Raw genomic sequence first — 24975 nt, 5'->3', positions numbered from 1 at the left:
CCGCCTTTTTTGACCTGCAACGAAGGTCAGCCGGATTTTTTGATCAGATAGATCTGATGTGCGCCGTCAGTGTTCTGGGAAAGCAGTGTATGCCCGGCCTCAGCACAAAAATGCGGAACATCCACGATGGCCGCAGGATCATCGGCCAGCACCCGCAGAACGGCACCCTCGGGCATGGATTTCAATCGTTTGCGGGCTTTCAGGACGGGCAAGGGGCACAACAGGCCCAAAGCGTCCAGGGTATCTGTAATCTCTGACATGATTTTCGGGATAGGGCGAAGTTGTAATATTGTCCAGATTCCGAGCACGAGGATGTGACTGTTTGGCCCCGTGACGGATTGCTCTTCATCACATATGTGCAGAAACATGTTCGGAATCGAAATCATAGACGCGGGACTGCTGCCCGCCATGTTGGTCGCGCTTCTGGGTGGCCTGATCAGCTTTCTGTCGCCTTGCGTATTGCCAATCGTACCGCCTTATCTGGCGTATATGAGCGGCGTTACCATACATGAGATGCAGGACGAGGCCCGTGCGCGGCGCAAGGCGACCCTGTCGGCGCTGTTCTTTGTCATGGGCCTGTCGACCGTGTTTCTGCTGCTTGGCTTTACCGCATCGGCCTTTGGCGCGTTTGTGCTGCAAAATCAGGTTCTGTTCGCCAAGCTATCCGGTGCCGTTGTCATCGTCTTTGGCCTTCACTTTCTGAATGTTTTCCGGATTCCTTTTCTGGATCGCGAAGCACGGATTGAAACCGGTGATTCCGGTGGGTCGGTCTTTGGCGCTTACATCCTTGGCCTGGCTTTCGCATTTGGCTGGACCCCCTGCATTGGTCCTCAACTGGGTGCGATCCTGTCACTGGCGGCGAACGAAGCGTCGGTCGCGCGTGGCACGTTTCTGCTGGGGGTCTACGCTGCGGGTTTGGGTATTCCGTTCTTGTTGGCAGCCATGTTCCTGAATCGCTCCATGACCGTGATGAACCGGATCAAACCGTATATGGGCACGATCGAAAAGATCATGGGCGGGCTGTTGCTGTTTGTGGGCATCATGCTGATAACCGGGCTTTTCACCCGCTTCAGCTGGTGGTTGCTGGAGACTTTTCCGGCGCTGGCAAATTTCGGATGATTAACTGACCCTCTTACCTTGGCTGCAAGCCTGCGTTAACCTGCGCATCAGAAGGTAAGGGCATGAGCAGTCACACAAATCAGCCGCAGGTGCGCAGACGTCGGGTGTTCTATATACCCGGCTATGATCCGATGCCGCCCCGGCGATATCGCGAGCTGTATCGCGGTGAATCGCAGAATCAGGCCCGGATCTCGGGATACGAGATCGCCATATCCCCAAAGACAACGGACGGGCGTTTTGGTTGGCGTGTGACCTCGGAACAAGATGGCCTGACTGTTGAAACGGAATTCGAGGTTCTGGTCTGGTCCGACATCGTGCGCGACAGCATGTCGGCCTCGATCCCGGCGACCTATTGGCAATTGGCCCGCACGGCGTGGATTTACATGTCAACCGGTACGTTGTGGCGTCTGATGCGATTGCGCAAGGGCCCGGTGATCGCAGCGTTGTATCCAGTGGCGATGTTGGTGTCTCAGCTGCTGATCGCGCTTGCGTTGGCATGGGCGTGCATAGCCATGGCAGGTTGGTGGGGGATATTCCCCGGAGCGGCCATCGCCGTCGCGTTACTGCTGTGGTTTCGCAAGGTCGATAACCGGTTGTTTGTGTATTACCTTATGCATGATTACGCCTATTCAGCGCAGTTGAGCGGGCAAATGCCGGTCGAGCTGCGGGACAGGTTGTCTTCGTTTCGTGAAGCGATCCAAGAGGCGCTGAATTCCGATGTGGATGAAGTGCTGGTCGTTGGCCACAGCTCGGGCGCGCATCTGGGGGTGTCTGTTCTGGCCGAACTGATCCGAAAAACGAAAGTGCACGAGCAACGCGCGGTGCTGTCGTTTCTCAGCCTGGGACAGGTGGTTCCCATGGTCTCGTTTCTGCCCCAGGCACACGATTTGCGGTCCGATCTGCATTTCCTGTCCACACGGTCCGAGCTCAGCTGGATCGATGTCTCGGCCCCCGGTGATGGCTGCGCCTTTGCGCTTTGCGATCCGGTTGCGGTCACGGGGGTGGCCGATGCTGATAAACGCTGGCCGCTGGTCCTGTCAGCGGCTTTTTCGCAAACCTTGTCTCCGGAACGCTGGAAGGCTTTGCGATGGCGGTTTTTTCGCCTTCATTTTCAGTATCTTTGCGCCTTCGACAAGCCGGAAAGTTATGATTATTTCCGAATAACGGCTGGCCCGTTGACGTTGGGGCAAAGGTTTGCGGATCGTGAGGCTTCGCGCAGCCGCATCGAGACGCCTGTCTCCAAGTTCACCTCGGTACACCCATGACCATGACCCCGCCCAAGCCAGACCCGCGCCCCGAGAAAGTTTCGTTGCTGCGCTATGTAAAACTGTTCAGACATGACCTGCTGTCGGCCCAGCCAGCCCGGCTGTATCGCGCGTGGATGGCAGAATTCAAAACCCCGTTCTTCCGGTCGTTTCTGATCAATCAACCGGAACTGGTTCAAACCGTCCTCAAGAAACGGGCTGACGATTTCCCCAAATCCGGCAGGATCAGCGAAGGCCTGCGCCCGTTGCTTGGCAATTCGGTGTTTCTGACCAATGGCGAGGTCTGGAAACGACAGCGGCGGATTATCGATCCGGCGTTCGAAGGCGGGCGTCTGAAGGATACATTCCCGGCCATGCTGGCCGCCGCCGAGGCGTGTGTGAAACGGCTGCGGCCTCATGTCGGAGGGGAGCTCGAATTCGAAGAGCAGACAAGCCATGCGGCAGCGGATGTGATATTTCGCACCCTGTTTTCCGTTCCAATCGGCAACGCTATCGCCAGCCAGGTGTTCGAAAAGTTCCGGACCTATCAACGCGCGCAACCTTTGCTGAATCTGGCGGCTTTTGTTCCCTTGCCAAAGTGGCTGCCCCGGTTTCATTCCGGGGCGACCAAACAAAACGCGCGGGATATCAGGGCGCTGATTGCCGAACTGACCAGAACACGCGCAAAGGCCATCAAGGACGGAACGGCACCTGATGATCTTGCGACCAAGATCATGACGACGGCTGATCCCGAAACCGGGCTATTCTTCGACCCCGAGGAAATGGTTGATCAGATGGCGATCTTTTTTCTTGCCGGGCATGAAACCAGCGCGTCAGCCTTGGCCTGGACGCTGTACCTGATGGCCCTTTACCCGGAATGGCAGCAGAAGGTTGCAGAGGAGGCCGCCGTTCTGGATGATCCTTCATTTGCCTCTGTTTCAAAACTTCGGATCAGCCGGGATGTGTTCCGTGAAGCGCTGCGCCTTTATCCTCCGGTGCCCATGATGGTCCGCGAGACCACGTGCCCCGAACGGTTCCGTAACCGGGATGTTCCGGTTGGCGCGCAGATCGTGATCAGCCCGTGGCATTTGCACCGTCAGGCGCGTTTGTGGGACGATCCGGACGGTTTTGATCCCAGCCGTTGGGGCACGGAAAACGGCAAGCGGTGCCAGCGCGACGCTTACATCCCGTTCTCAGCAGGCCCCCGAGTGTGCACCGGGGCAGGGTTTGCAATGGTCGAAGGGCCGCTGATCCTGTCAATGCTCTTGCGCCGCTACCGGTTCGAAACAATCCCGGGAAAAACACCCGTTCCGGTCGCTCACCTGACGGTTCGATCCAAAGATGGTATATGGTTACGCCTGTTTGAGCGCTAACAACCTACCATCGGTTCACGCCCTGTTGTATGCGGGGAAGAACATCGGAATCATCATTGAACGGGAAAACAATATGTCCAAAGCAGAACAGCGCGCGCAGATGATCAACGGCACGGGCTTTATCGCGGCACTGGATCAAAGCGGCGGATCAACCCCGAAAGCGCTTGCGTTGTATGGTGTCGAGGCATCCGACTACAGCTCAGACGAAGAGATGTTCGGTGAAATCCAGAAGATGCGTGCCCGCATCATTCTGGCCGACGATTTCACAAAGGACAAAGTGATTGGTGCAATCCTGTTCGAACGTACCCTGGGCGAAGAGATCGAAGGCCGCAAGGTTGCCGATTACCTGTGGTCGGTCAAAGGTATCGTGCCTTTCCTGAAGATCGACAAAGGCTTGGAAGAACAGGCAAATGGCGTTCAGATGATGAAACCGATCCCCGGTCTGGCCGAGACCCTGGCCAAGGCCGATGGTGTGTTCGGCACCAAGGAACGCTCGGTCATTCACGAAGCGAATGCCGACGGCATCGCGGCGGTGGTTGCGCAACAGTTCGACGTCGCCCGCGAAGTCACCGATGCCGGTATGGTTCCGATCGTGGAACCCGAAGTGAACATCCATTCGGAAACCAAGGCCGAGGCGGAAGACATTCTGAAGGCTGAAATTCTCAATAACCTCAATCAACTGGCCGAAGGCCAGGAAGTGATGCTGAAGCTGACGATCCCGACACAGGCAAACCTGTATGATGCGCTGGCTGACCACCCGCGGGTCTTGCGCGTTGTGGCACTGTCCGGCGGTTATTCGACGGAAGAAGCCTGCGACCTGTTGAGCCGAAACGGCAAGATGATCGCATCCTTCTCGCGGGCTTTGACCGAAGGTCTGTCGAAGCAGCAGTCAGATGCCGAATTCAACGCGGCTCTGGGTGGCAACATCGACAAGATTTACAAAGCCTCGGTCTGATCCGTCAGGCAGGTTTGATGAAAGAGCGGCGCATCTGTGCCGCTTTTTTTCTGCCGATGCAGCCCTCGGCGTGGTCATTGACCAGCCCCATGGCCTGCATGAACGCAAACACGGTTGTTGGGCCGACAAACTTCCACCCCCGTTTCTTGAGATCCTTCGACATGGCCACGGATTCGGGTGATGTGGATGCTGTTTGCGGGGGCGGGGGTGTTTCAGCCTCATAACGCCAGACATAAGCCGCCAGAGATCCTTCGGCGGCCACAAGGTCCTGCGCGCAACGCGCATTGTTGATCACCGCTTCAATTTTGCCGCGATGACGGATGATCCCGGAATCCTGTAGCAGGCGTTCCACATCGGCATCAGAAAACGCGGCCATCTTGTTGAAATCAAATCCGCAGAAGGCTTTCCTGAAGTTTTCGCGCTTGTTCAGGATTGTCCGCCAGCTGAGACCTGACTGAAAGCTTTCGAGGCACAGTTTTTCAAACAGCCGTTGGTCGTCGCCGACAGGGTAACCCCATTCATTGTCATGATATTCAAAGAATTCGGGCGCGGCCTGACACCATGCGCATCTTTGCTGCCCATCCGGCCCGGTAATGGTGTCGCTCATGGTTGTACCCTTTTTGTTCCAACTCACGTTACACGTCGAGTAGAGGGCGTGACAAGTCTCAATCAGGGTTGCGGAACCAGTTCAGCACAAAGACGCGTATGGCCGATGCAAGACCCGTTTCCGGGTCGCGGGCCACATCAATTTCAGCCGCCAAGACATTGATTGGCTTACCTTGTTCCTGAGCGATCTCGCGAAAAGCACGCCAGAATTCATCCTCGAGTGATACCGAAGTTCGGTGTCCTTTCAGGGTCAGAGAGCGTTTGACAGGACGGCCGCTCATTCGTCCAGCTCATGATTGTCGAGGTCGCGCTTTTGTTTTTTCTGTTGAAGCTTCACGACTTCTTTTTCAGCTTTTGTACGCCCAAATGCGACGGCGTTCCGGTCAGCGCGGGCCTTTCTTTCGGCCCGCGCTTTTTCCTTTCGATACCGGTTCAGATTGACCGGCTTGCCCATCAGTCTTTTGGGCCGATCATCTGTTCGGGGCGGACGACAGCGTCAAAGGTCGCTTCGTCCACAAAGCCCAGCGCGATGGCTTCTTCCTTGAGCGTGGTACCGTTCTTGTGGGCGGTTTTCGCAACGGTGGTCGCATTGTCATAACCGATGGTAGGGGCAAGCGCCGTGACCAGCATCAGCGATTCCTTCATCAGCTTGTCGATGCGCGGCTCGTTCGCTTTGATGCCCATTAGCATCCGCTCGGTAAAGCTGTCGGTGGCATCCCCCAACAGCTGGATCGATTGCAGCAGGTTGTAGGACATCATCGGATTGTAGACGTTCAATTCGAAATGCCCTTGCGACCCGGCAAAATTCATCGCCGCGTTGTTGCCCATCACATGCGCGGCGACCTGTGTCAGCGCTTCGGCCTGCGTCGGGTTTACCTTGCCAGGCATGATCGACGAGCCGGGCTCATTTTCCGGCAGAATCAGCTCACCCAGGCCGGAACGAGGCCCGGAGCCCAGGAAACGAATGTCGTTTGCGATCTTGTAGCAGCTGCCGGCAATCGTCGCCAAAGCGCCCGAAAGAAAGACCATGGCATCATGCGCGGCCAGCGCTTCGAACTTGTTCGGCGCCGTCACGAAGGGCAGGTCAGTGATCTGGGCCATATGCCCTGCGACCGCTTTGTCCCAGCCGTGCTGGGTGTTCAGGCCGGTGCCAACGGCCGTGCCGCCCTGGGCCAGTTCATAAATCCCCGGCATCGCCGCATGTACGCGTGCGATTCCCTGACGAATCTGGTGGGCATAGCCACTGAACTCCTGACCCAAGGTCAGCGGTGTCGCATCCTGCGTATGGGTTCGGCCGATCTTGATGATGTCCTTGAACTCCCCGGCCTTCTGCTCGAGCCCGGACGCCAGTTTTTCAAGGCCGGGAAGCAGGACGTCGCGTACGCTCATCGCTGTTGCGATATGCATGGCGGTTGGGAAAGTATCGTTCGACGATTGCCCCATGTTGCAGTGGTCATTCGGGTGTACCGGGTCTTTGGAACCGATCTTGCCGCCCAGAATCTCGATGGCTCGGTTGGCGATGACCTCGTTCGCATTCATGTTCGACTGGGTGCCCGAACCCGTCTGCCACACGACCAACGGAAAGTTGTCGTCGAACTTGCCCTCGATCACCTCGCCTGCGGCCTGAATGATCGCATCTGCTATCTTTGCGTCCAGCTTGCCCGTTGCCTTGTTTTCCATGGCGCAGGCTTTCTTGATCACGCCCAGCGCGCGCACGATGGCGACCGGCTGTTTTTCCCAGCCGATGGGAAAATTCATGATCGAGCGCTGCGTCTGTGCGCCCCAATACTTGTCGGCAGGAACCTCGAGCGGGCCAAAGCTGTCGGATTCTGTGCGGGTTTGAGACATCGGTCACTCCGTCTGGTATGCAGTTGTATGCCGTTTAGCCGCAGCCACGCCGTGACGCAATCGGCCAGTTGCGCGCACCTTAAACTTAAGGGCGTCAAAGGTATAGGCGCGGGGTGCGTCACTTTAATCGTTATAGGCGGGGAATGTGCATTGTTTGCCGATACCGCTGGGCTACAATGGAGCAATAGACGCCATGGAGGACAAAATGCCAGATTTCCATCGCCTTACGCTTGGAAAAGCAGTCGCGATACTTGCAGTTTGCGCTTTGTGGCTGTCGGTTCTGAGCGCAGCGGCCCGCGCGGCAGACATTACACCGTTCACAGGAGATTATATCGGTTCAGCCGAAGTTGTGGACGCGGATGGCACGACAACGCCCCGCGACATGAGCGTTTCCATCTTCGAGACCAAGAACGGTTTCAACGTCAGTTGGCGGACGACGACATACAAGTTGGATGGACGCGTAAAGGAACAGAAGTTCTCGATTGATTTTGTTCCGTCGGATCGACCGGATGTGTTTTCGGCGGCGATGAAACGCAATGTTTTTGGTCACGAAGTCCCGTTGGACCCGATGAAGGGCGAGCCATTTGTATGGGGCCGCATCGTCGGCGAAACACTGACCGTGTTTTCTTTGTTCATTGACGAGGACGGAGGATATGAGTTGCAGCAATTCGACCGCACGCTTGCACAAGGTGGGCTGAACCTCGCGTTTTCACGATTCATAGATGGTCAAAAATCACGATCGGTCGAGACTTTCCTAATGAAACGATAAACCCCGCGCCGGGCGGGGTTTGAAGGTTCACTTCCGAAAGCTGTCCAGCGACACGATATCCGCATCGTGATGTATTTCTTCGTCTTCGACTTCGATGTCGTCTTCGATGATTTGATCTTCTTCGATTTCGTCTTCCGGGCTTTCGAAGCGAAGGCCGAATTCCACGGATGGGTCCACGAAAGTCTTGATTGCGGAATAAGGGACGTACAGCGGTTCTGGGGCATCGCCAAAGTTCAAAGTGATGCCAAAGCCGAGGTCACCGACTTCGAGGTTCTCGAACCAGTGCTGCATGACGATGGTCATTTCTTCGGGATAGCGTTCACGCAGCCAGTCGGCGATTTCCACACCATCTTCACGTGTGTCGAACGTGATGAAAAAGTGATGCGCCCCGGGTAAACCGGTTTCAGAAACGTCCTTCAGCACTGTTTTGATCAAGCCGCGCATGGCGGTGTGCATCAGGTTTCCATAGTCGATGCCTTGCGACATGTGTGATCCTCAAAAGTGGTTATGCTCAGCATAGGGGTTTTGTTCGGAAACGAAAGGGCGGGTACGACCGGATTGATCAGATATTGTGTGCAGCCAGGCCGGCAATCGACATCAGGGCAAGCACGGTTCCCATCCCTAATTTCAGTCGAAAAATCAAGGCCCCAGCAAGGATAGTTAGACCGAATGCGGTAAAATTCAACGCGGAAATCTGCGGCATGGGGATTGCCAGAGGACCCCATGATTTTTCAGACACCGATTCGAAAAGAACATTCAGGGCGAACCACACGGAAAGGTTGAGAATCACTCCGACGACGGCCGCGGTGATTCCATGAAGGGCCGCGGACAGGCGAGGACGCGCAGCCAGACGGTCAAGATATGGGGCCGCAAGAAAAATCCAAAGAAAGCACGGAACGAACGTCGCCCACAATGCAACCGCACCGGCTGCAAGCGCCAGCGTGAACCCGCCGGTCAGTTGCCCGGTCAGCATGGCGACAAACTGTGTGACAAGTATGAGCGGCCCCGGAGTCGTTTCCGCCAGACCCAGCCCATCAATCATCTGATCCGTGCTGATCCAGTGGTACTGGTCGACAACCGTTTGGGTCATATAGGCCAATACGGCATATGCGCCGCCAAACGTCACAACGGCGAGTCGGGCAAAAAACCACCCCAGATCGCTCAGCAGTTGATGGCCTGTGACGCTCAGAGTAACGAGCGGGCCCAACCAAAGGGGCAACCAGACAGCAATCGTTCGCAGAGACCGCGCCAGATGTGGTGTTCCTTCTCGCGTGGGAGTTTCTACGGGTCCTTTGAAGGTCACGTACCCCCAAGCTGCGGCAACGAATATGATCGCCGGAAAAGGAAGGTTCAGCAGAAAAATGGCCAGGAAGGACAGGATTGCGATTGTTCGATGCTCGCGATCATTCAATGCCTTGCGCGAAAGATTGCGGAGCGCCTGCAAAACGATGACGATGACGGTTGCCTTGATGCCCGTGAAGGCCGACTGCACTAAGGGAACATCGCCAAATACTGAATAGAGCGCGACCAGAACCGCAATCACCAACGCGCCGGGCAACACGAACAAGCTGCCGGCAATCAGCCCGCCGGCAACGCCGCGCAGGCGCCACCCCGCATAGGTTGCCAGCTGCATCGCCTCGGGGCCCGGCAGCAACATGCACAGAGACAGGGCGCGCAGGTAAGTCTGTTCATCCAGCCAGGGTCGGCGTTCGACCAATTCCTGATGCATCAAGGAAATCTGAGCCGCAGGACCGCCGAAAGACAGCAGACCGATCCTGCCAAAGACCTTGAAAATCTCGGCCAGTGTCGGTGTCATGACGTTCGCCCGGTGGGCCAGTCATGGCTTTCGTCAAACCCATCGCGCGCCCAGCGATACATTGCGTCGTAAAGGTTCATCCCGGCTTTCAGGTTTTCATGGTCATCGCGGTACTGCCTTGAAAGCCCGACAGACACCGCCAACAATCCCGCCGCTTCGGGTGCAAGCGCGTGCCGGTTCGTGTCCGCTGCCCGGATGACCGTCGCCAACCGGTCCAGCGCAGGGGAGTGAAGCTCGAATTCATCCAACATTGTGTCAAACGTGCAGTTGTCGCCTCGGTGGCTCCAGAACGTGTTCTCGATATCAAAAGGTGACGCCCCGAAAACAGTCGCAACGCTTTCGACTTCGCCGGGTGCCACAAACAGGAACTTGGCGTCGGGATCAACAAACCTGCGTATCAGCCAGGGACATGCGATTCTGTCGATCTTGGGTCGGTGACGTGTGACCCACAGCGTATGGCCACCAATTCGATCAGGAATGCGTGTTGCGGGCACACGTGGTGCATCGGCCATGTCGCGCCAGGCATGCATTCCACCTTCCAGATATTCGGCTTGATGCCCTTCGCCGCGCAACCAGGAGACAACGCCCTGGCTCAGCTTTTTGCCTTTTTGACAGATAATAACGACCGAACGGCCCGAGATCTTGCACAAAAGCCCCTGAAGATCCGTGGCCGGGTGCCGGATTGATGCGGGGATCAGATAGGGATCTTCTTCAAAATCGTCATTCAGGCAGACGTCGAATAGAACGGGCGCATTCGGAGTACCAATCAGACGCAGGAGTTGTTTGGGAGAAATAGAGTTGGGCGATGCCATGGCATGTTTCCTTGTGACCGCGGATACATGCGAAACTTGGGCTGTCGCCTCACGGGGCGTTCGCAATCTTACCCCATGGCACTTGCTAGCGCGCAAGGGTCATGGGGGTCAAGATTGCTTTGGGTTCACGCCCAGTCCAGGCGTTGCCCGGTCATGCATACGGGCAGGGTGTCCGATGGAAACTGGCCCAGCTCTTCAAAAAACGAGATGAAGTCAAAATGGTTGTAGGCTTCAACCATCTTTTCGGCCTTGAACCGCGCCATGACCTGGCCCGTGACTTCCAGTGGCGCGCCATTGTCAGCCCGAAAAGTACGAACATGCAGAATGGCAGACACCCAGTCGCCGTTTTCGATGATCTTGGGCAATTCGACCTTGATGTCCCCCAGAATATGGCGGAACGCCATGACCAGATCCCGAAAATCGTCCGCACCGACCTGCATTTCCGGAATCAGCCCCTCGGCCATCGTTTCGGGTGCAAAGAACTGATCAATTGCTTCGGTGTTTCCATTTTCCCAAACTTCGGAGTACCACTTTCTGAGTATCTCTGAATTCGTCATCCCAGTTCTCCTGTCCAAGTGCTGGCAAGATGGCAAAAAGGAATGAATAAACTCTGAATCTGCCAAGGGACGGGTGAATAAAATCAGACATGTGTGGGATTAATGCAGGTTTCTGTTGCCAGGTACCTGCGAACCCCGCCTTACGCGGCTAGGCGCAAGGGCTTAAGTTTCGGTCTTGCTACTGCTTACGCAGCAACTGCAACCGGAGCACGATTGTCGTTTGCAATTGTACTGTTTTCGCCGGTAACGGTGGCAGACAGCCGAGACAAAGCTAACCCCTTTAGACGTTCGTCGATCCTGTTTCGGCCCCAAAATCCCCAAACGAAGGATGGTTGGTGGAGCCGCCGGGTACCGCCCCCGGGTCCGATCCGCTTATTACGAGCGCGTTTATGTCCATAGTCCCGAAGGACGATTCTTATATAGGTGAGGTGATGGGTGGATGCAAACTCAGAATGAACTCAGCCGTGTTTAACATTTCCAATCTGTTAGGTGGCTTTGTTGAAGTTTGCAGCGATGAGCCAGACGGCCAGAACCAGTTCGATTCCCCCAAAGATCAACGCCTTGGCCAAGGGGGGATTGTCCAGCGCGACTGACACAAACCGGCCCAGCGCCGCACCGGAATAGACAATGCCCAGCATGACATAGGCCATTGGGTTGTTCAGCCAGATAACGGCGATCCCCGTCACAACAAACAAACCACCGACCGAGGCGCGCATCTCGGACAACCCCATCGTGCTGTTGGTTGGGGCCAGATCCAGGGCCGACGCGGTGTGGGCCGGGGCCAGAAACCCGAATGCGCCGAACCCGATGGTCAGCAATGCCGCGATGACGTTCAGAGTTGCGACCATTCCGGCCCCCTTATGGTTCAGGCCGCGTAGGCGGCGTCAAAGAAATCACGTTCCAGTTCGACAGCGCGATGGAACAGTCGCGTGACCTCGGCCTGTTCGGCCGCATCCAGCGTCGGCCAGACGTTATCCAACTGACTGCGCAGATACTCCACGACGCTTTCGAACCCTTCGCCCGCATGTAGCGTGATCCATTCTGCAAACCAGAACGGCAAGCCGTCTTTGGGCGGGTTTTCTGGGCTGGCCCAGCTCAGGTATACCCATTCCGCCACGACGAGTACCGCCAGCATGTTCTGATAACGGCCAGAGGCTGCGGCTTCGGCCATCAGATCTTGAAACGCCCGCGTGGCAGGCGCGGGCTCGGTGCTGGGCTCAGTGTCCAAAGCGTCCATCGCGCGCAGGAAATAGGTGTTCTCGGGGCCTGTGATCACCGCCAGAAACTGCGCGGCCGGTACGCTGTCAGCAAGGGTCGGCGCATGCGCGATGGCGCTGGCCAAAAGACGCACGAAACCGTCGACGAACTGATAATCCTGTTGCAGATACCAGCGCATCTTGTTCTCGGGCAGGGTGCCGTCAGACAACTCGCGGGTGAAAGCATGGGTTGTGGCGGCCGTCCAGTCGTCGATTTTGCCCTGACGCAGCACTTCGGTTGGGCGGGTTTGGTCCTGCATTCGGAAGCTCCAGTTTTGTTTCGATGCAGACAAAGCGCGTTTCAAAACAAAGTACAAGGTCAGCCAAGGGCGGACCAAAGACCCAGACCACCGACCAGAATGAGGCTCAGGGCCCAGATGAGCTCCAGGTTGAACCAACTGCGCGACAGGAATTGCAGACCAAGCCAACGATAGACCGCAAAGGCCAAAAAACCGCCACCCAGAACCATGGCGGCCGTATGCAGCGCGGCGACGCCCAGAACCAAAAGGGTGTTCGTGGTCATGATCTGAGAAATCGCTTGATGGCCCGCGTCCAGTTCATCCACGGCACACAGGCCCAGATAGATTGGAACCAGCATCAGGGCAGCCCCGTGGGCAAGCGCCACAAGAAAAGACCACAGCGCGAGCCTGCTTGGCGGGATCCGCGAAAGAAAGCGGGGATGACGGCGGGTTATCGCGATGTACAGGCCCATGCCAATCACGACCAGAGCCGCGCCGATGCGGATTTCATTCTGATAATCGACCAGTACGGCCATCAGGGCAAAAGGAAGAAGTACGCCAAGCATGGCCACGAAATGCCCGCCAGCCAAAGCCGCGAGTGCACCCCAAAGCGCGGATTGGCGTTGTTCCATAAGAGCCGAAGACACCGCCAGCGGCCAGCCCATGCCGGGGTTCAGGCCGTGATAGGCTCCGCTCAGAACAACGGCCAGCCACAGGCCAGCCGTTGATGACATCAATAATTCCAACTCAGACCGACGGATAGCAGAAGCTGTCGGTTGAACAGTCTCCGCCCTCCAACCGTATCTGGTGGCTGCGATAGCCCTTGGGAAACTCTACCCAGAACTTCGGATCCAATGTCAGACCACCATTCTCGCCGACATCAGCCTTGACCATGGCCGCACCACCTTCCTCGGGGTAGAACTGATCGTCCCACGTGGAATAAAGCGAATTGGTCCAATAGACGCGTTTGCCGTCGCGGCTGATTTCGACCATCTGTGGACCATAGCCAAAGGTTTGACCATTTGGATGCTTTGTCTTTTTGACGATTCCGCCGATCTCGACCTTGCCTGCCAGGGTTGGGTTCATCGGGTCGGATACATCGTATTGATGCATCTCGCCGGTTCCCCAGCACGCGACATAGAGGTACTTGTCGTCCAGGCTTAGGTCGATATCAGTGACCAGCGGCGGAACGGCAGAGAAGCCCTTCAGAAGGTCAGGAAGATCATCAGGATCAGCGGGTTGCGGATCGATTGTTATGGTCTTCTTGGCTTCGAACGTGCCGTCATCATTGCGCCACCAGGTGAAGATCGCCCCTTGCAGGTTGGTCGTATCGACGACAACGCCGCAGAACCCGTATTGTTTTACGGGATCATGCGCGGGGCGGATTTCCAGGGCCATCTGATGGTTTTCGCCCAGATCGATGGTTTGAATATTCGTCCGGTTCCGAAGGTTCCAGAAATGGATCCGGTGGCCGTACTTGTTGGACAACAGATCCTCGGCCACCAGCCCGTTTTCGAATTGCGGCGGCAGGCCCCATTCGGAACTGACCATGTAGTCACGCGGCAGGTTCCACCAGAAATCATAATGCTTGTCCTGCACGCCGCGCTCGATCTCATAGCGCCCGATGATATCGAAGGTCTCGCAATCCATGATGAATATGCCCGGAGGGCCATCTGTGCCGTCGGGGCCGCCGCCACCAAGGGTGCTGACATAGATGCCCTCGGGCCCGCAATGGATCGTGTGCGGACGGGAATACCCTGTCTTTGCAAAGACTTCTTCGGGTTCGATGATCTTGTGAATCTTGGCCTCAAGCGGGTTCTTCACGTCAATGACATAAATCCGGCTGGACCGGATGCCCGGGATGATCAGATAGCGCCGCTCCAGAAACGCATGACCGCTCAGCGGCGACAGGGAAGAAGAACAGGCGTTCCAGCCAAAATGGTGAAATTCGTCGCCCTTTTCGGGCATGATCACCTGATGCACGATCTTTCCGAAATCGTCCGAGCTTGGATCGACATTCACAACCGCCAGCCCGTCGGGTTGAGAAAAGTCAGGGCTGAGCATCAGCGTGAATGCAAGCGTCTCGGCGGGGCCCTCCATCGCCAGTTTCGCGGATGGATAAAAACTTGGGTCCGGTCTTTGGTTCATAACGTCCTCCCGTAAGTCATTGAACTTCAACTCATATTGAAAGTTCCGATCTTGGCGCCGGATGAAAATCTGCCCGCTTTTTTGCCCCTTGTTCTGATCTTGTTTCGAATGCGGCCCTCAGGTCGGTTTACGTTTGCTTTCGGCCACGTCATGGGCCAGCCGTCGTGTGTAATGTTCCAGATCAACAAGTGCGGAGTCTACGGTGTCCGCGTCTTTTGCCTCAAGCGCGTCCACTATTCTGCTGTGCAGTCCGATGATCTCTTCGCGGGATCGCGCCGTGAATGTGATCATGTTCATCAGCGGTTGCATCGCTTCCACGGCGCCCGCCAGCTGATAGGACAGGACCGGGTTGCCAGCCCCATCCACCAGCGCGCGATGGAAAGTCACGTCCGAGGCGCAAAATGCCTCGTCCGTCAGGCCCGGTTGGGACTGGCGGAATATTTCTGCCCGCATGGTCGCCAGGTGATCTGCCGTGCGCCGCTGCGCTGACAAAGGCGCACAGGCCCTTTCCAGGGCATATCGCGCCTCGCATGCGGTATCGAAGCTGACCGCATTCATCGACAGCAGCAATGTCGAAGTCGTTACTTGCTGAGAATAGGCATCCTCAAAGCTCAGGCGATTCACGAACGCCCCGCCGGAAGCGCCGCGTTGTGTGCGGATCAAGGATTGCGCGGCCAGCCGTTTCAATGCCTCACGCACGGTCGGGCGAGAGACCTGGAACTGATCCGACAGCTCGGCTTCGGACGGCAGGCGCGCGTCCACGATCAGTTCACCCGATACGATCGCATCCCGAATAGCCTGGGCGATCTGGGCAGACAGGTCTGCGGTTTTCCGGGGCGCGGTTTTCATCTTCAGACGGCCTTGGGCAAATTTTTATTTGTCTGACATTTAAAAGTCTGACATTTGAAAAGCAAGGGAGTTGAGTCGGGAGGCCGAAGTGAGTCGTACGTGGCTGCGCAGCGGAATGTGGCTGGGCTTTTATGTTCTGATCTTGTGGGCGTGGTGGGTCATGTTCTCGATGAGCCGGGACATGGGCCTTGATCTGTTCGGCCGTCCGGGGCCGATGGGGCAGGCGATGGCCGCGATGGATCCGCGCATGGACATGTACATGCCCATGGCCGAGTTCGGGCCGCTGTTTTCAATGTGGGCGATCATGATGGCGGCCATGATGCTGCCGACCCTGATCCCGACCCTGCGCAGTTACGATGACCTGATCCGCAGCGCAAATGGCAGCCGCGCCGGCTGGCTGGGGGTTCTGGCCGGGTATTCCATCGTCTGGGTCGGGTTTGCGGCCGTGATCGCAGGAATTCAGTTGGTTCTGCTGTTTGGCGGTGTTGTCGATATGCTGGGAATTGCCAAATCCGGCTGGGTCGCGGGCGGCTTGATGATTGCCGTGGGCGCCTTTCAGTTTTCCCGCGCCAAAGAGGTGTGCCACGGTGTCTGCCATGCCCCGATGACCTATTTCCTGGGACATTGGAGAACCGGTTTTGCAGGTGGCGTGCGCATGGGCCTGGGTCTTGGCGCCTTTTGCGTCGGCTGTTGCTGGGGCTTTATGGCACTCGGCTTTGTAGGCGGTGTCATGAGCCTGTTGTGGATGGGGCTCGCGACCCTGTTCATGGTTTTGGAGAAACTTCCTCAGATCGGGCACGCCGTGACCCGTCCAATGGGGTTTGTGTTGATTGCGGGCGGTCTCGTCCTGCTCGTGTATCCAATTAGCTACGGAGGATAAGCCAATGGCTAAAAACAGAAAACCAGATGCCGATCGGCTGCCCGTCAGTCAGCGTATTGACAGCCGCATGCCCAATCCCAAGCGGCGAGAGATGAGTCCGACGGAATGGGCCATCAAGGGTGAACTGATCCTGAACTGTTCATGTGACGTGTTTTGCCCCTGCGTGGTGTCGCTGGGCGCACATCCCCCTACGGAAGGTCACTGCCATGCTTGGATGGGCATCATCGTTGATGAAGGCCACTATGAAGGCGAGGATCTGTCGGGTCTGAATGTCGGCTTGCTGGTCGATATTCCGGGCCGGATGGGGGAAGGCCAGTGGAAAGTCGCCGCTTATGTCGACGAGCGCGCAAGCGGCAAGGCTTACAACGGATTGTTGCAAATCTTCAGCGGTCAGGCGGGCGGCACGACCGGTCTGTTTACCATGCTGGTCAGCGAGATCATCGGTGCGGAACGGGCGCCGGTCCAGATCGAGCGCGACGGAAACAAACGTCGGATCGCGATTGGTCGCAAGATACAGGGAGAGATCGAGATGCTTGCGGGCAAGGACCCGGAGCATCCGGTGATGGTCTCAAATTCCAAATACTGGATGGGACCTGACATCATCGTGGCGCGTGGCACCAAATCGAAGGTGCGAGACTATGGCCGGGTCTGGGACTTTGGCGGCAAGTCCGCTGAAATCTGCCCGATCGACTGGCACGGGCCCAAATGATGATCACGGGCGGGTATGCGCAGGAAATGGCGCGTTACAATCGCTGGCAGAACAATCAGTTGGCAGAGTTTTTGCAATCTCTGACACCGAAGGAACTGACCCTTGAACGCGGAGCATTCTTTGGCTCGATTATGGGCACGGTGAACCATCTGCTGTGGGGTGACTGGATGTGGATGTCGCGTTTCGAAAAGCGCGACGGGCCAGATGGCAATATTCACAAGGCGGGCGGGGGTATCCATGAAAGCGTATACCTGTGCCGGGACCTGCAAAGCTGGTTGGCGTTACGCGAAAAGATCGATGCGCGTATCCTGAACTGGGCAGAAGGGCTGGGGGATGATCCGTTGACCGGCTCGTTCACGTGGTATTCCGCCGCAAAAGAGGCTGATGTCACAATGCCTTACGCGCTGTGCGTGATCCATTTCTTCAATCATCAGACCCATCACAGGGGGCAAGTGCACAAAATGCTGACCGAGACGGGCTCGGAAGCGCCTGTCAGTGATATCGTCTTTATGCCGCAGGAGGTATGAATGCCGCAGATTTCCGCCTCACGCCGCTTGCGGCGCACTCCGTTCTCTGAAGGAGTCGAAGCTGCCGGGGTCAAGGGCTATACGGTCTACAACCGTATGTTGTTGCCGACGGTTTTTGAAAGTGTTGAAGCCGATTACCGGCATCTTAAGACCCATGTGCAGGTCTGGGATGTGTCGTGCGAGCGGCAGGTTGAATTGCGTGGCCCTGATGCTGCGCGTCTGATGCAGATGCTGACCCCGCGCGATCTGCGCGGTATGCTGCCGGGGCAATGTTTCTATGTGCCGATCGTTGACGAAACCGGCGGCATGCTGAACGACCCGGTGGCGGTGAAGTTGTCCGAAGACCGATGGTGGATCTCGATTGCCGACAGTGATCTGTTGCTGTGGGTCAAGGGTATCGCCGTTGGGTACCGTCTGGATGTGCTGGTGGATGAACCGGACGTGTCGCCGCTTGCCGTTCAGGGCCCAAGGGCGGACGAGCTGATGGCGCGTGTCTTCGGGGACCGAGTGCGCGACATCCGTTTCTTTAAATTTGACATGGTCGAGTTCGAGGGGCGCGATCTGGCCGTCGCGCGATCCGGTTATTCGAAACAGGGTGGTTTCGAGATATACGTTGAAGGTGGCGATATCGGCATGCCTTTGTGGAACGCCCTGTTTGCCGCCGGCGAAGACCTGAACGTGCGCGCGGGCTGCCCGAACCTGATCGAACGCATTGAGGGCGGGCTGTTGTCCTATGGGAACGACATGACCGACGACAATACCCCGCATGAATGCGGTCTGGGAAAGTTCTGCAACACGCATACCGCGATTGGCTGTATCGGTCGGGATGCTCTGTTGCGTGTCGCCAAGGAAGGGCCGGTGCAGCAAATCCGGCCAATCGCCATCGCCGGTGAGCCTGTACCGGGCTGCGATCGTCCCTGGGACCTGTTTGCAAGCGGCAAGCGCGTGGGGCAGGTGACATCAGCGGCGTGGTCTCCGGATTTTGAAACCAATGTGGCGATCGGTATGGTGCGCCTGAGCCATTGGGATGCCGGGACGGAACTGGAAGTGGAAACACCGGCCGGGATGCGCCGCGCGACCGTGCAATCGCATTTCTGGATCTAGCAGAATCAAGGACGCTGCCGCGTCGACCTCGGGAAATTTTGAACCAGTTGACGACATGGGCTGGTCGCTGAACACGAAAGGAATGACAGATGTTCAATGCACTTGTGATGGACAAGGATGAAGAGAGCGGACTTGCCACCGGCTCGATCAAACAATTGTCGGTGGATGACCTGCCGCATGGTGATGTCACGGTTGCGGTCGAATATTCTACGGTGAACTACAAGGACGGCCTGTGCCTGTCTCCGAAAGGGGGCGGGCTGGTGCGGGCCTATCCGCATGTCCCCGGCATTGACTACGCCGGCACGGTCGAGGCCTCATCGGATGACCGCTACAAACCCGGAGACAAGGTTGTTCTGACCGGATGGCGCGTTGGTGAGGCACATTGGGGCGGCTATTCGCAAAAAGCCAACGCGCGGGCCGATTGGCTGGTGCCGCTGCCCGATGGGCTGACAACGCGTCAGGCAATGGCAGTGGGCACTGCCGGGTTTACTGCGATGCTGGCGGTCATGGCGCTGGAGGATCATGGGCTGACCCCGGATCGTGGACCGGTATTGGTAACCGGGGCCGCGGGTGGCGTCGGGTCGGTGGCCACGGCCATTCTTGGCAATTTGGGCTATGAGGTCGCTGCGGTCACCGGACGGCCCGAAACCGGTGACTATCTGAAATCACTTGGAGCGACGACCATCGTGCCGCGCGACGACCTGAACGAGACAACAAAACGCCCTCTGGAAAGCGAAACATGGGCGGGCTGCGTTGACGCTGTGGGCGGCGCCATGCTGGCACGCGTTCTGGGTCAGATGAAATACGGATGCTCTGTTGCTGCGGTAGGTTTGGCAGGGGGGGCTGCTTTGCCTGCGACGGTGATTCCGTTCCTGCTGCGCGGCGTGAATCTTTTGGGCATCGACAGCGTGATGCAGCCCTATGACAACAGGGTGCGCGCATGGAAACGGATCGCCACGGATCTGCCGATGGACAAGCTTGAGGCGATGGTTCAACCGGCCGGTCTGTCCGATCTGCCGCAACTGGGCGCCGACATTCTGAAAGGTCAGGTCAAGGGCCGCGTCGTGGTGGATGTGAACGCCTGAGGCTGACCCATGAAAGCAACCTGGCCGAAGAAACTCGGCCAGGTTCCGGAAAACGATGTTTGTCCAAATTGGTCGCAACACCTCTGGCCATTGATACAATTCCCGATCATGATTGCTATACATCCCAATTGCGATGGCGTAAGACCCATCCAAAGAGTACCTGAAGACGGGGAGTGAGCAGAATGTCTGACGACTTCGAACTGGACACCAATGATCTGCAGCGCCGCATGGATGGCGCAATGGCCAATCTGAAAACCGAATTTGCATCATTGCGAACAGGGCGTGCTTCGGCCTCGATGCTGGAACCTGTCATGGTTGACGCTTACGGCTCGATGACACCGATCAACCAGGTGGGCACCGTGAACGTGCCCGAACCGCGTATGGTCACTGTTAACGTCTGGGACAAGTCACTGGTGGGTAAGGTGGAAAAGGCCATCCGCGAAAGCGGCCTTGGTATCAATCCGCAATTGAACGGAACCATCATAATGCTGCCGATTCCCGAGTTGAACGAAGAACGCCGCCGCGAGCTGAGCAAGGTCGCCGGTCAGTACGCGGAAAACGCGCGCATTGCGATCCGCAACGTGCGTCGCGATGGCATGGATCAGATCAAGAAGGCCAAGGCGGACGGCATGTCGGAAGATGACCAGAAGCTTTGGGAAAGCGAAGTTCAGGACATGACGGATGAGATGATCAAGGCCGTGGATGCTGCGCTTGAAACCAAGCAAGCCGAAATCATGCAGGTCTGAGCCGAACTGATGCCAAAAGACCCGCAAACCGAGCTGGAGTCCGGCCCGCGCCATGTGGCCATCATCATGGATGGCAATGGTCGTTGGGCGCAGGCACGCGGCCGTCCCCGGCTGTTCGGCCACCATGCCGGCGCGCGGCGCGTGCGCGAGGTTGTCGAGGCCTGCCCTGGTTTGGGGATCAAGTACCTGACGGTGTTCGCTTTTTCGACCGAAAACTGGAAGCGGACCCAGGTCGAGGTGGCCGGCCTGATGAACCTGTTCCGCCGCTACATCATCAAGGAAACCCGGACACTTGCGGATAATGGCATCCGCGTTCGGTTCATCGGAGATCGGGTCCGGCTGGATTCCAAGTTGATCGAGTTGATGGACTCGTTGGAAGAAGAAACCAAGAACAACGATCTGGTTCATTTGACCGTGGCGCTGAATTACGGTGGGCGCGACGAGGTCGCGCGCGCCACAAAGCGTCTGGCGCGGGATGTGGCTGAAGGGCGGCTGAAACCCGAAGAGGTGGATGAAGAAACTCTTCCTAAATATCTGGATACGCGTGTTCTTCCTGATCCCGACCTTGTTATCCGAACCAGCGGTGAAGCGCGGATTTCAAACTTTCTTCTTTGGCAATCGGCTTACTCGGAATATGAATTCATCGACACCCTCTGGCCGGACTTCACTGCTGCTGAACTGGCCCGTCTGTGCCAGAATTACGGCACCAGAGATCGGCGGTTCGGAGCGGTTCTGGCATGAGAGACGGCCGATGGTCTGACCTGACAACACGGGTTCTTTCTGCTGCTGTTCTGGTCGTGATCGGATCAATCGAAGTCTGGCTTGGCGGGTGGTGGTTCGAAACCTTCATCGCCGCAGCCTGTGGTCTGATGACGTGGGAATTGGTTCGGATGATCGACCCGCAAGCCCGCGGCGTGGCTGTTCAATTGGGGATTCTGACAAGCATCACCGTGGTTCTCAGCTATCATCTTCCGACGATTTACACTTTGCCGGTCGTGCTTGCGCCTGCGCTTGTGGGAGTGGGGCAGATCAGTCGTTCGAAGGTTCTGTTCGGGATGTTCGTGGTCTGGATCGTCGGGGCCGGGCTGGGTTTCATTTCGATCCGCGAAAATTCCGGTTTTGGCTGGATGGTTTGGCTGATTGCTGTCGTGGTCGCCACGGACGTCGCGGGCTATTTCGTGGGCAAGGCGGTTGGTGGCCCGAAATTCTGGCCCAAGGTCAGCCCGAAGAAGACGTGGTCGGGAACCGCCGGAGGGTGGGCCGCCGCGGCATTTGTCGGCGCGGTTTTTGCAAGCCTGGCCGGCTTTGGATTCGCTTTTGTCGTTGTTTCCGTTTTGGCTTCAATGGCAAGCCAGGCCGGCGATATTGCTGAAAGTGCGGTCAAACGCAAGTTCGGTGTCAAAGACAGTTCGAACCTGATACCGGGCCATGGCGGCTTTCTGGATCGGTTTGATGGCATGATGGGGGCCGCGCTGTTCGTTTTGATCGCGGGGCTGATCTATTCGCCGGGTGAAATGTAATGCGAAAGGTATCTGTTTTTGGAGCCACCGGGTCGATCGGGCAGAATACGATTGATCTGATTTCGCGTGCACCGTCCGAGTATGACGTCGTGGCTTTGACCGGTGGCGCCAATATTCAAAGACTTGCGGATGACGCGCGTCGGCTCGGTGCCGATATTGCCGTCACCGCTCATGAAGACCGGCTTGATGACCTGCGTTCCGCTTTGGCCGGCAGTGGCGTCGAGGCGGCTGCAGGCCCGCGTGCCATCGTCGAGGCTGCGGCACGTCCGGCGGATTGGATCATGTCGGCCATTGTCGGCTCGGCCGGGTTGGCACCGGGCATCGAGGCGTTGAAACAGGGCACGACCCTCGCGCTGGCCAACAAAGAGACATTGGTCTGCGCGGGATCATTGGTTCTGGAAACGGCCAAACGGCATGGTGCGCGATTGCTGCCGGTCGACAGCGAACATTCGGCGGTGTTTCAGGCTTTGGTCGGTGAAGACATCGAAACAGTCGAGCGTGTGATCATCACCGCCAGCGGCGGGGCGTTCCGTGATTGGCCCCTGAGTGAACTGGTGAACGCGACTGTTGAACAGGCCTCAAGCCATCCGAATTGGGATATGGGGCAGCGTATCACAATCGACAGTGCATCCATGTTCAACAAGGCGCTGGAAGTTATAGAAACAAAAGAATATTTCGGTGTCAATCCGGATCAGATCGAAGTGCTGGTGCATCCGGAATCCATAGTACACGCCCTGGTCGGGTATCGTGATGGTGCGGTGATGGCCCATATGGGGGCACCCGATATGCGCCACGCCATCGGTTACGCGCTGCATTGGCCCGAAAGACGGGAATTGCCGATACAGCGCCTTGATTTGGCCAAGCTGGGGCAGTTGCGTTTCAACGCTCCGGATCTGGCACGTTATCCCGCATTGAAACTGGCCCGGGACGTGATGGCGCGTGGCGGCCTGGCGGGTGCTGTTTTCAACGCCGCGAAGGAACGTGCGCTGGATCATTTCATCGCGCGCCGGACCGGATTTCTGGATATGGCTGATGCCGTCGCGGCGGTTCTCGACAGGTTCGACGCGTCAGGCAGCCTTATTGATGCCCCGATGACCCTTGATAACGTACAGCAAACAGACCATCTGGCACGTCAGTGGGTCGATGACGCTGTGGTGGAACGAGCAGGATAGAATTTTGGACGTACTTTCCCTAATCCCGCAATTCGGCAATCTTCTCTGGACGATTGTCGCGTTTGTCACCGCATTGTCGGTCATCGTCGCGGTGCACGAATACGGCCACTACATTGTGGGGCGTTGGTCCGGTATCCATGCCGAAGTGTTCTCGATCGGGTTTGGCCCGGTTCTCTGGAGCCGTGTCGACAAACGGGGGACAAGATGGCAGATCGCGTTGCTGCCGTTTGGGGGGTACGTAAAGTTCCTGGGCGATGCCAATGCAGCATCGGGCAAGGATGAAAAGGCGATGGAAGGCATCGCTACCCAAAGCCCGGAAGAGCTGCGCCGCACCATGCATGGTGCCCCTTTGTGGGCACGGGCCGCAACGGTCGCGGCCGGACCTGTCTTCAACTTCGTCATGTCCATTCTGGTGTTTGGCCTGATTTTCTGGTCACAGGGCGTATCGAAGGAGCCGCTGACGGTCGGAACGTTGCAACCCTTGCCAGGCACTGTGCAGGAATTGAGAGAAGGTGATGTGATCACCGCAATCGCCGGCACACCGACACCTGACTATGATGAAGAGGGGGCCTGGCAGGACTTTATCGATGCGCTGCCTGTGGAACCGGTTCTGGATTACACGGTGATCCGGGACGGTGAAACGCTGGATGTACAAGCACCATGGATGTTTCCACCCCTGATCCGCCAAGTGGCCCCACGCAGCGCGGCGATGGATATTCAACTGAAACAAGGCGATGTCATCACGGCGGTGAACGGAGAGCCGATCTTTGCCTTCGAGCAGCTGAAGGATTTTGTCGAAGGGTCCGACGGCCGGGTTCTGCTGTTGGACGTCTGGCGGGATGGGTCCGAGCTGGAATTCGCATTGGCCCCCCGACGCACGGATGAACCTCAGCCGGATGGCGGTTTCGTCACCCATTGGCGGATTGGGATCATCGGGGGCATGATGCTGGAGCCAGCAACTGAACCGGCCGGTATTCTGGATTCACTGACCGGCGGTGTCAGACAGACGGGCCGCATTATCGAAGGGTCGCTGTCTGGTATGTGGCACATGGTGACGGGGGCAATCAGCACCTGTAACATCTCGGGGCCGATCGGGATTGCCGAAACCTCGGGGGCAATGGCCAGCCAGGGGGCGCAGAACTTCATTTTCTTCATCGCGGTTCTGTCGACGGCGGTCGGATTGCTGAACCTGTTTCCGATCCCGGCATTGGATGGCGGGCACCTTGTGTTCTACGCCTATGAAGCCATTGCAGGGAAACCACCCAGTGATGGGGCCTTGCGGGTGCTCATGGGTGTAGGGATCACCTTAATTCTCACCCTCATGCTGTTTTCAGTGAGCAACGATTTGTTCTGCTAATTGTGGCGCGTGGCGCAAGATTGGGCCGCAAAATTGCCTCATTCTGACGTTATGATTTTTGCGTCTGAGGGAAAAACCATGACCAAAACGCTGAAAAAATCGTATCAGAGCTTTAGCTTCCTGTTCGTGCTGAATTGGGATGTTCTGCTGAGCTTTGCAGTTACGGCGTTGGCTATGGCAGGTGCCGCCTATCTGGCGGCCATGTGATTCTTACTGAAATTAACGTCGTCAATTTGAATGGCAGTCTTCGCGGCTGCTTCTATTTCGCCTTTTGACAAGCTCAT

At 57.2% G+C, this 24975-nt stretch carries 30 protein-coding genes and 1 other RNA gene; 16 read left to right on the top strand and 15 right to left on the bottom strand.

Annotated elements, in window-relative coordinates:
• Positions 1–26 precede the first annotated feature (26 nt).
• The gene (locus I9184_RS05615) at positions 27–260 is read right to left on the bottom strand and encodes a sulfurtransferase TusA family protein (protein WP_171632649.1); all 234 of its coding nucleotides are present in this window, start codon (positions 258–260) and stop codon (positions 27–29) included.
• Positions 261–366: 106 nt separating this feature from the next.
• On the opposite strand from I9184_RS05615, the gene I9184_RS05610 reads away from it, so the two are divergent.
• From I9184_RS05610 to I9184_RS05595, 4 genes are all read left to right on the top strand, one after another.
• Positions 367–1119: a cytochrome c biogenesis protein CcdA gene (locus tag I9184_RS05610; RefSeq protein WP_171723327.1), complete on the top strand. Its 753-nt coding sequence runs from the start codon at positions 367–369 to the stop codon at positions 1117–1119.
• A 62-nt stretch (positions 1120–1181) separates the two neighbouring features.
• Positions 1182–2384: a hypothetical protein gene (locus I9184_RS05605; RefSeq protein WP_209833210.1), complete on the top strand. Its 1203-nt coding sequence runs from the start codon at positions 1182–1184 to the stop codon at positions 2382–2384.
• A gap of 2 nt (positions 2385–2386) precedes the next feature.
• Positions 2387–3736: a cytochrome P450 gene (locus tag I9184_RS05600; protein ID WP_209833718.1), complete on the top strand. Its 1350-nt coding sequence runs from the start codon at positions 2387–2389 to the stop codon at positions 3734–3736.
• Positions 3737–3809: 73 nt separating this feature from the next.
• Positions 3810–4691, top strand: coding sequence for a fructose bisphosphate aldolase (locus I9184_RS05595; protein ID WP_209833208.1), 882 nt, complete (start codon positions 3810–3812; stop codon positions 4689–4691).
• Positions 4692–4695: 4 nt separating this feature from the next.
• Here the strand turns inward: I9184_RS05595 and I9184_RS05590 are convergent, their stop codons facing one another.
• Genes I9184_RS05590 through fumC form a run of 4 tightly spaced genes read right to left on the bottom strand, consistent with a single transcriptional unit; the run spans position 4696 to position 7145 of the window.
• Positions 4696–5298 (bottom strand): DNA-3-methyladenine glycosylase I, encoded by a 603-nt coding sequence (locus I9184_RS05590; protein ID WP_209833206.1) that lies wholly within the window; start codon positions 5296–5298, stop codon positions 4696–4698.
• Positions 5299–5356: 58 nt separating this feature from the next.
• Positions 5357–5578, bottom strand: a complete 222-nt coding sequence (locus tag I9184_RS05585) for a ribbon-helix-helix domain-containing protein (protein WP_152457905.1) — start codon at positions 5576–5578, stop codon at positions 5357–5359.
• Positions 5575–5751 carry a DUF4169 family protein gene (locus I9184_RS05580; RefSeq protein ID WP_171231680.1) on the bottom strand — a complete coding sequence of 59 codons (177 nt, stop codon included), beginning with the start codon at positions 5749–5751 and terminating at the stop codon, positions 5575–5577. The genes I9184_RS05585 and I9184_RS05580 overlap by 4 nt, the downstream gene beginning before the upstream one ends.
• Positions 5751–7145, bottom strand: a complete 1395-nt coding sequence (fumC, locus tag I9184_RS05575) for a class II fumarate hydratase (RefSeq protein WP_209833204.1) — start codon at positions 7143–7145, stop codon at positions 5751–5753. The genes I9184_RS05580 and fumC overlap by 1 nt, the downstream gene beginning before the upstream one ends.
• Positions 7146–7350: 205 nt before the next feature.
• Here fumC and I9184_RS05570 point away from each other — a divergent pair, with 205 nt between their 5' ends.
• Positions 7351–7914, top strand: coding sequence for a hypothetical protein (locus I9184_RS05570; RefSeq protein WP_171632634.1), 564 nt, complete (start codon positions 7351–7353; stop codon positions 7912–7914).
• Between the two features lie 27 nt (positions 7915–7941).
• Here I9184_RS05570 and I9184_RS05565 read toward each other — a convergent pair whose 3' ends face one another.
• The 10 genes from I9184_RS05565 to I9184_RS05520 all read right to left on the bottom strand — a co-directional run bounded on the left by I9184_RS05565 (position 7942) and on the right by I9184_RS05520 (position 15591).
• Positions 7942–8400, bottom strand: a complete 459-nt coding sequence (locus I9184_RS05565) for a ClpXP protease specificity-enhancing factor SspB (RefSeq protein ID WP_171632630.1) — start codon at positions 8398–8400, stop codon at positions 7942–7944.
• Positions 8401–8476: 76 nt separating this feature from the next.
• Positions 8477–9730, bottom strand: coding sequence for a chromate efflux transporter (gene chrA / locus I9184_RS05560; protein ID WP_171632627.1), 1254 nt, complete (start codon positions 9728–9730; stop codon positions 8477–8479).
• Positions 9727–10542: a sulfurtransferase/chromate resistance protein gene (locus tag I9184_RS05555; protein ID WP_209833202.1), complete on the bottom strand. Its 816-nt coding sequence runs from the start codon at positions 10540–10542 to the stop codon at positions 9727–9729. Before I9184_RS05555 ends, chrA begins: the two co-directional genes overlap by 4 nt.
• A gap of 125 nt (positions 10543–10667) precedes the next feature.
• Entirely contained in the window at positions 10668–11099 is a 432-nt protein-coding gene (locus tag I9184_RS05550) for an ester cyclase (protein WP_171632620.1), read from the bottom strand.
• Between the two features lie 101 nt (positions 11100–11200).
• Positions 11201–11548: a transfer-messenger RNA gene (gene ssrA / locus I9184_RS05545) on the bottom strand.
• 36 nt (positions 11549–11584) lie between these two features.
• Positions 11585–11947 (bottom strand): DUF4345 family protein, encoded by a 363-nt coding sequence (locus tag I9184_RS05540; RefSeq protein WP_152457913.1) that lies wholly within the window; start codon positions 11945–11947, stop codon positions 11585–11587.
• 17 nt (positions 11948–11964) lie between these two features.
• Entirely contained in the window at positions 11965–12615 is a 651-nt protein-coding gene (locus I9184_RS05535) for a TenA family protein (protein ID WP_209833200.1), read from the bottom strand.
• Positions 12616–12674: 59 nt separating this feature from the next.
• A complete protein-coding gene (locus tag I9184_RS05530) occupies positions 12675–13328 on the bottom strand; it encodes a hypothetical protein (protein WP_171231674.1) in 654 nt (217 codons plus the stop codon).
• Positions 13329–13341: 13 nt separating this feature from the next.
• Positions 13342–14742 carry a selenium-binding protein SBP56-related protein gene (locus I9184_RS05525; RefSeq protein WP_152457916.1) on the bottom strand — a complete coding sequence of 467 codons (1401 nt, stop codon included), beginning with the start codon at positions 14740–14742 and terminating at the stop codon, positions 13342–13344.
• A 117-nt stretch (positions 14743–14859) separates the two neighbouring features.
• Positions 14860–15591, bottom strand: a complete 732-nt coding sequence (locus tag I9184_RS05520) for a FadR/GntR family transcriptional regulator (protein ID WP_171723319.1) — start codon at positions 15589–15591, stop codon at positions 14860–14862.
• 115 nt (positions 15592–15706) lie between these two features.
• On the opposite strand from I9184_RS05520, the gene I9184_RS05515 reads away from it, so the two are divergent.
• The 11 genes from I9184_RS05515 to I9184_RS21050 all read left to right on the top strand — a co-directional run bounded on the left by I9184_RS05515 (position 15707) and on the right by I9184_RS21050 (position 24898).
• The gene (locus tag I9184_RS05515) at positions 15707–16471 is read left to right on the top strand and encodes a DUF2182 domain-containing protein (protein ID WP_209833716.1); all 765 of its coding nucleotides are present in this window, start codon (positions 15707–15709) and stop codon (positions 16469–16471) included.
• A gap of 4 nt (positions 16472–16475) precedes the next feature.
• Positions 16476–17180 (top strand): DUF1326 domain-containing protein, encoded by a 705-nt coding sequence (locus I9184_RS05510; protein WP_152457918.1) that lies wholly within the window; start codon positions 16476–16478, stop codon positions 17178–17180.
• Entirely contained in the window at positions 17177–17707 is a 531-nt protein-coding gene (locus I9184_RS05505; protein WP_348539503.1) for a DinB family protein, read from the top strand. The genes I9184_RS05510 and I9184_RS05505 overlap by 4 nt, the downstream gene beginning before the upstream one ends.
• Positions 17708–18811 carry a dimethylsulfoniopropionate demethylase gene (locus I9184_RS05500; protein WP_209833198.1) on the top strand — a complete coding sequence of 368 codons (1104 nt, stop codon included), beginning with the start codon at positions 17708–17710 and terminating at the stop codon, positions 18809–18811.
• An 89-nt stretch (positions 18812–18900) separates the two neighbouring features.
• On the top strand, positions 18901–19896 hold the full coding sequence (gene acuI, locus I9184_RS05495; protein ID WP_152457920.1) for an acryloyl-CoA reductase: 996 nt from the start codon (positions 18901–18903) through the stop codon (positions 19894–19896).
• A 182-nt stretch (positions 19897–20078) separates the two neighbouring features.
• Positions 20079–20642: a ribosome recycling factor gene (frr, locus tag I9184_RS05490; protein WP_171632603.1), complete on the top strand. Its 564-nt coding sequence runs from the start codon at positions 20079–20081 to the stop codon at positions 20640–20642.
• A gap of 9 nt (positions 20643–20651) precedes the next feature.
• Positions 20652–21383 (top strand): isoprenyl transferase, encoded by a 732-nt coding sequence (locus tag I9184_RS05485; RefSeq protein WP_171116012.1) that lies wholly within the window; start codon positions 20652–20654, stop codon positions 21381–21383.
• Positions 21380–22162 carry a phosphatidate cytidylyltransferase gene (locus I9184_RS05480; protein ID WP_209833196.1) on the top strand — a complete coding sequence of 261 codons (783 nt, stop codon included), beginning with the start codon at positions 21380–21382 and terminating at the stop codon, positions 22160–22162. The genes I9184_RS05485 and I9184_RS05480 overlap by 4 nt, the downstream gene beginning before the upstream one ends.
• Entirely contained in the window at positions 22162–23334 is a 1173-nt protein-coding gene (gene dxr / locus I9184_RS05475; RefSeq protein WP_209833194.1) for a 1-deoxy-D-xylulose-5-phosphate reductoisomerase, read from the top strand. The genes I9184_RS05480 and dxr overlap by 1 nt, the downstream gene beginning before the upstream one ends.
• Before the next feature lie 4 nt (positions 23335–23338).
• Positions 23339–24691, top strand: coding sequence for an RIP metalloprotease RseP (rseP, locus tag I9184_RS05470; RefSeq protein WP_209833192.1), 1353 nt, complete (start codon positions 23339–23341; stop codon positions 24689–24691).
• A gap of 78 nt (positions 24692–24769) precedes the next feature.
• The gene (locus I9184_RS21050; RefSeq protein ID WP_256367495.1) at positions 24770–24898 is read left to right on the top strand and encodes a hypothetical protein; all 129 of its coding nucleotides are present in this window, start codon (positions 24770–24772) and stop codon (positions 24896–24898) included.
• The last annotated feature ends 77 nt before the right edge of the window (positions 24899–24975 follow it).

It is taken from the genome of Ruegeria sp. HKCCE3926, assembly GCF_017872515.1.
GTDB lineage: Bacteria > Pseudomonadota > Alphaproteobacteria > Rhodobacterales > Rhodobacteraceae > Ruegeria.
Note: the sequence above shows the minus strand (reverse complement) of the source record. Positions and strands in the feature narration are given on the sequence as shown.

Coding starts and splice junctions, on each gene's coding strand:
- I9184_RS05615 (WP_171632649.1), bottom strand. CDS start 260: ATGTCAGAGATTACAGATACCCTGGACGCTTTGGGCCTGTTGTGCCCC.
- I9184_RS05610 (WP_171723327.1), top strand. CDS start 367: ATGTTCGGAATCGAAATCATAGACGCGGGACTGCTGCCCGCCATGTTG.
- I9184_RS05605 (WP_209833210.1), top strand. CDS start 1,182: ATGAGCAGTCACACAAATCAGCCGCAGGTGCGCAGACGTCGGGTGTTC.
- I9184_RS05600 (WP_209833718.1), top strand. CDS start 2,387: ATGACCCCGCCCAAGCCAGACCCGCGCCCCGAGAAAGTTTCGTTGCTG.
- I9184_RS05595 (WP_209833208.1), top strand. CDS start 3,810: ATGTCCAAAGCAGAACAGCGCGCGCAGATGATCAACGGCACGGGCTTT.
- I9184_RS05590 (WP_209833206.1), bottom strand. CDS start 5,298: ATGAGCGACACCATTACCGGGCCGGATGGGCAGCAAAGATGCGCATGG.
- I9184_RS05585 (WP_152457905.1), bottom strand. CDS start 5,578: ATGAGCGGCCGTCCTGTCAAACGCTCTCTGACCCTGAAAGGACACCGA.
- I9184_RS05580 (WP_171231680.1), bottom strand. CDS start 5,751: ATGGGCAAGCCGGTCAATCTGAACCGGTATCGAAAGGAAAAAGCGCGG.
- fumC (WP_209833204.1), bottom strand. CDS start 7,145: ATGTCTCAAACCCGCACAGAATCCGACAGCTTTGGCCCGCTCGAGGTT.
- I9184_RS05570 (WP_171632634.1), top strand. CDS start 7,351: ATGCCAGATTTCCATCGCCTTACGCTTGGAAAAGCAGTCGCGATACTT.
- I9184_RS05565 (WP_171632630.1), bottom strand. CDS start 8,400: ATGTCGCAAGGCATCGACTATGGAAACCTGATGCACACCGCCATGCGC.
- chrA (WP_171632627.1), bottom strand. CDS start 9,730: ATGACACCGACACTGGCCGAGATTTTCAAGGTCTTTGGCAGGATCGGT.
- I9184_RS05555 (WP_209833202.1), bottom strand. CDS start 10,542: ATGGCATCGCCCAACTCTATTTCTCCCAAACAACTCCTGCGTCTGATT.
- I9184_RS05550 (WP_171632620.1), bottom strand. CDS start 11,099: ATGACGAATTCAGAGATACTCAGAAAGTGGTACTCCGAAGTTTGGGAA.
- I9184_RS05540 (WP_152457913.1), bottom strand. CDS start 11,947: ATGGTCGCAACTCTGAACGTCATCGCGGCATTGCTGACCATCGGGTTC.
- I9184_RS05535 (WP_209833200.1), bottom strand. CDS start 12,615: ATGCAGGACCAAACCCGCCCAACCGAAGTGCTGCGTCAGGGCAAAATC.
- I9184_RS05530 (WP_171231674.1), bottom strand. CDS start 13,328: ATGTCATCAACGGCTGGCCTGTGGCTGGCCGTTGTTCTGAGCGGAGCC.
- I9184_RS05525 (WP_152457916.1), bottom strand. CDS start 14,742: ATGAACCAAAGACCGGACCCAAGTTTTTATCCATCCGCGAAACTGGCG.
- I9184_RS05520 (WP_171723319.1), bottom strand. CDS start 15,591: ATGAAAACCGCGCCCCGGAAAACCGCAGACCTGTCTGCCCAGATCGCC.
- I9184_RS05515 (WP_209833716.1), top strand. CDS start 15,707: ATGTGGCTGGGCTTTTATGTTCTGATCTTGTGGGCGTGGTGGGTCATG.
- I9184_RS05510 (WP_152457918.1), top strand. CDS start 16,476: ATGGCTAAAAACAGAAAACCAGATGCCGATCGGCTGCCCGTCAGTCAG.
- I9184_RS05505 (WP_348539503.1), top strand. CDS start 17,177: ATGATGATCACGGGCGGGTATGCGCAGGAAATGGCGCGTTACAATCGC.
- I9184_RS05500 (WP_209833198.1), top strand. CDS start 17,708: ATGCCGCAGATTTCCGCCTCACGCCGCTTGCGGCGCACTCCGTTCTCT.
- acuI (WP_152457920.1), top strand. CDS start 18,901: ATGTTCAATGCACTTGTGATGGACAAGGATGAAGAGAGCGGACTTGCC.
- frr (WP_171632603.1), top strand. CDS start 20,079: ATGTCTGACGACTTCGAACTGGACACCAATGATCTGCAGCGCCGCATG.
- I9184_RS05485 (WP_171116012.1), top strand. CDS start 20,652: ATGCCAAAAGACCCGCAAACCGAGCTGGAGTCCGGCCCGCGCCATGTG.
- I9184_RS05480 (WP_209833196.1), top strand. CDS start 21,380: ATGAGAGACGGCCGATGGTCTGACCTGACAACACGGGTTCTTTCTGCT.
- dxr (WP_209833194.1), top strand. CDS start 22,162: ATGCGAAAGGTATCTGTTTTTGGAGCCACCGGGTCGATCGGGCAGAAT.
- I9184_RS21050 (WP_256367495.1), top strand. CDS start 24,770: ATGACCAAAACGCTGAAAAAATCGTATCAGAGCTTTAGCTTCCTGTTC.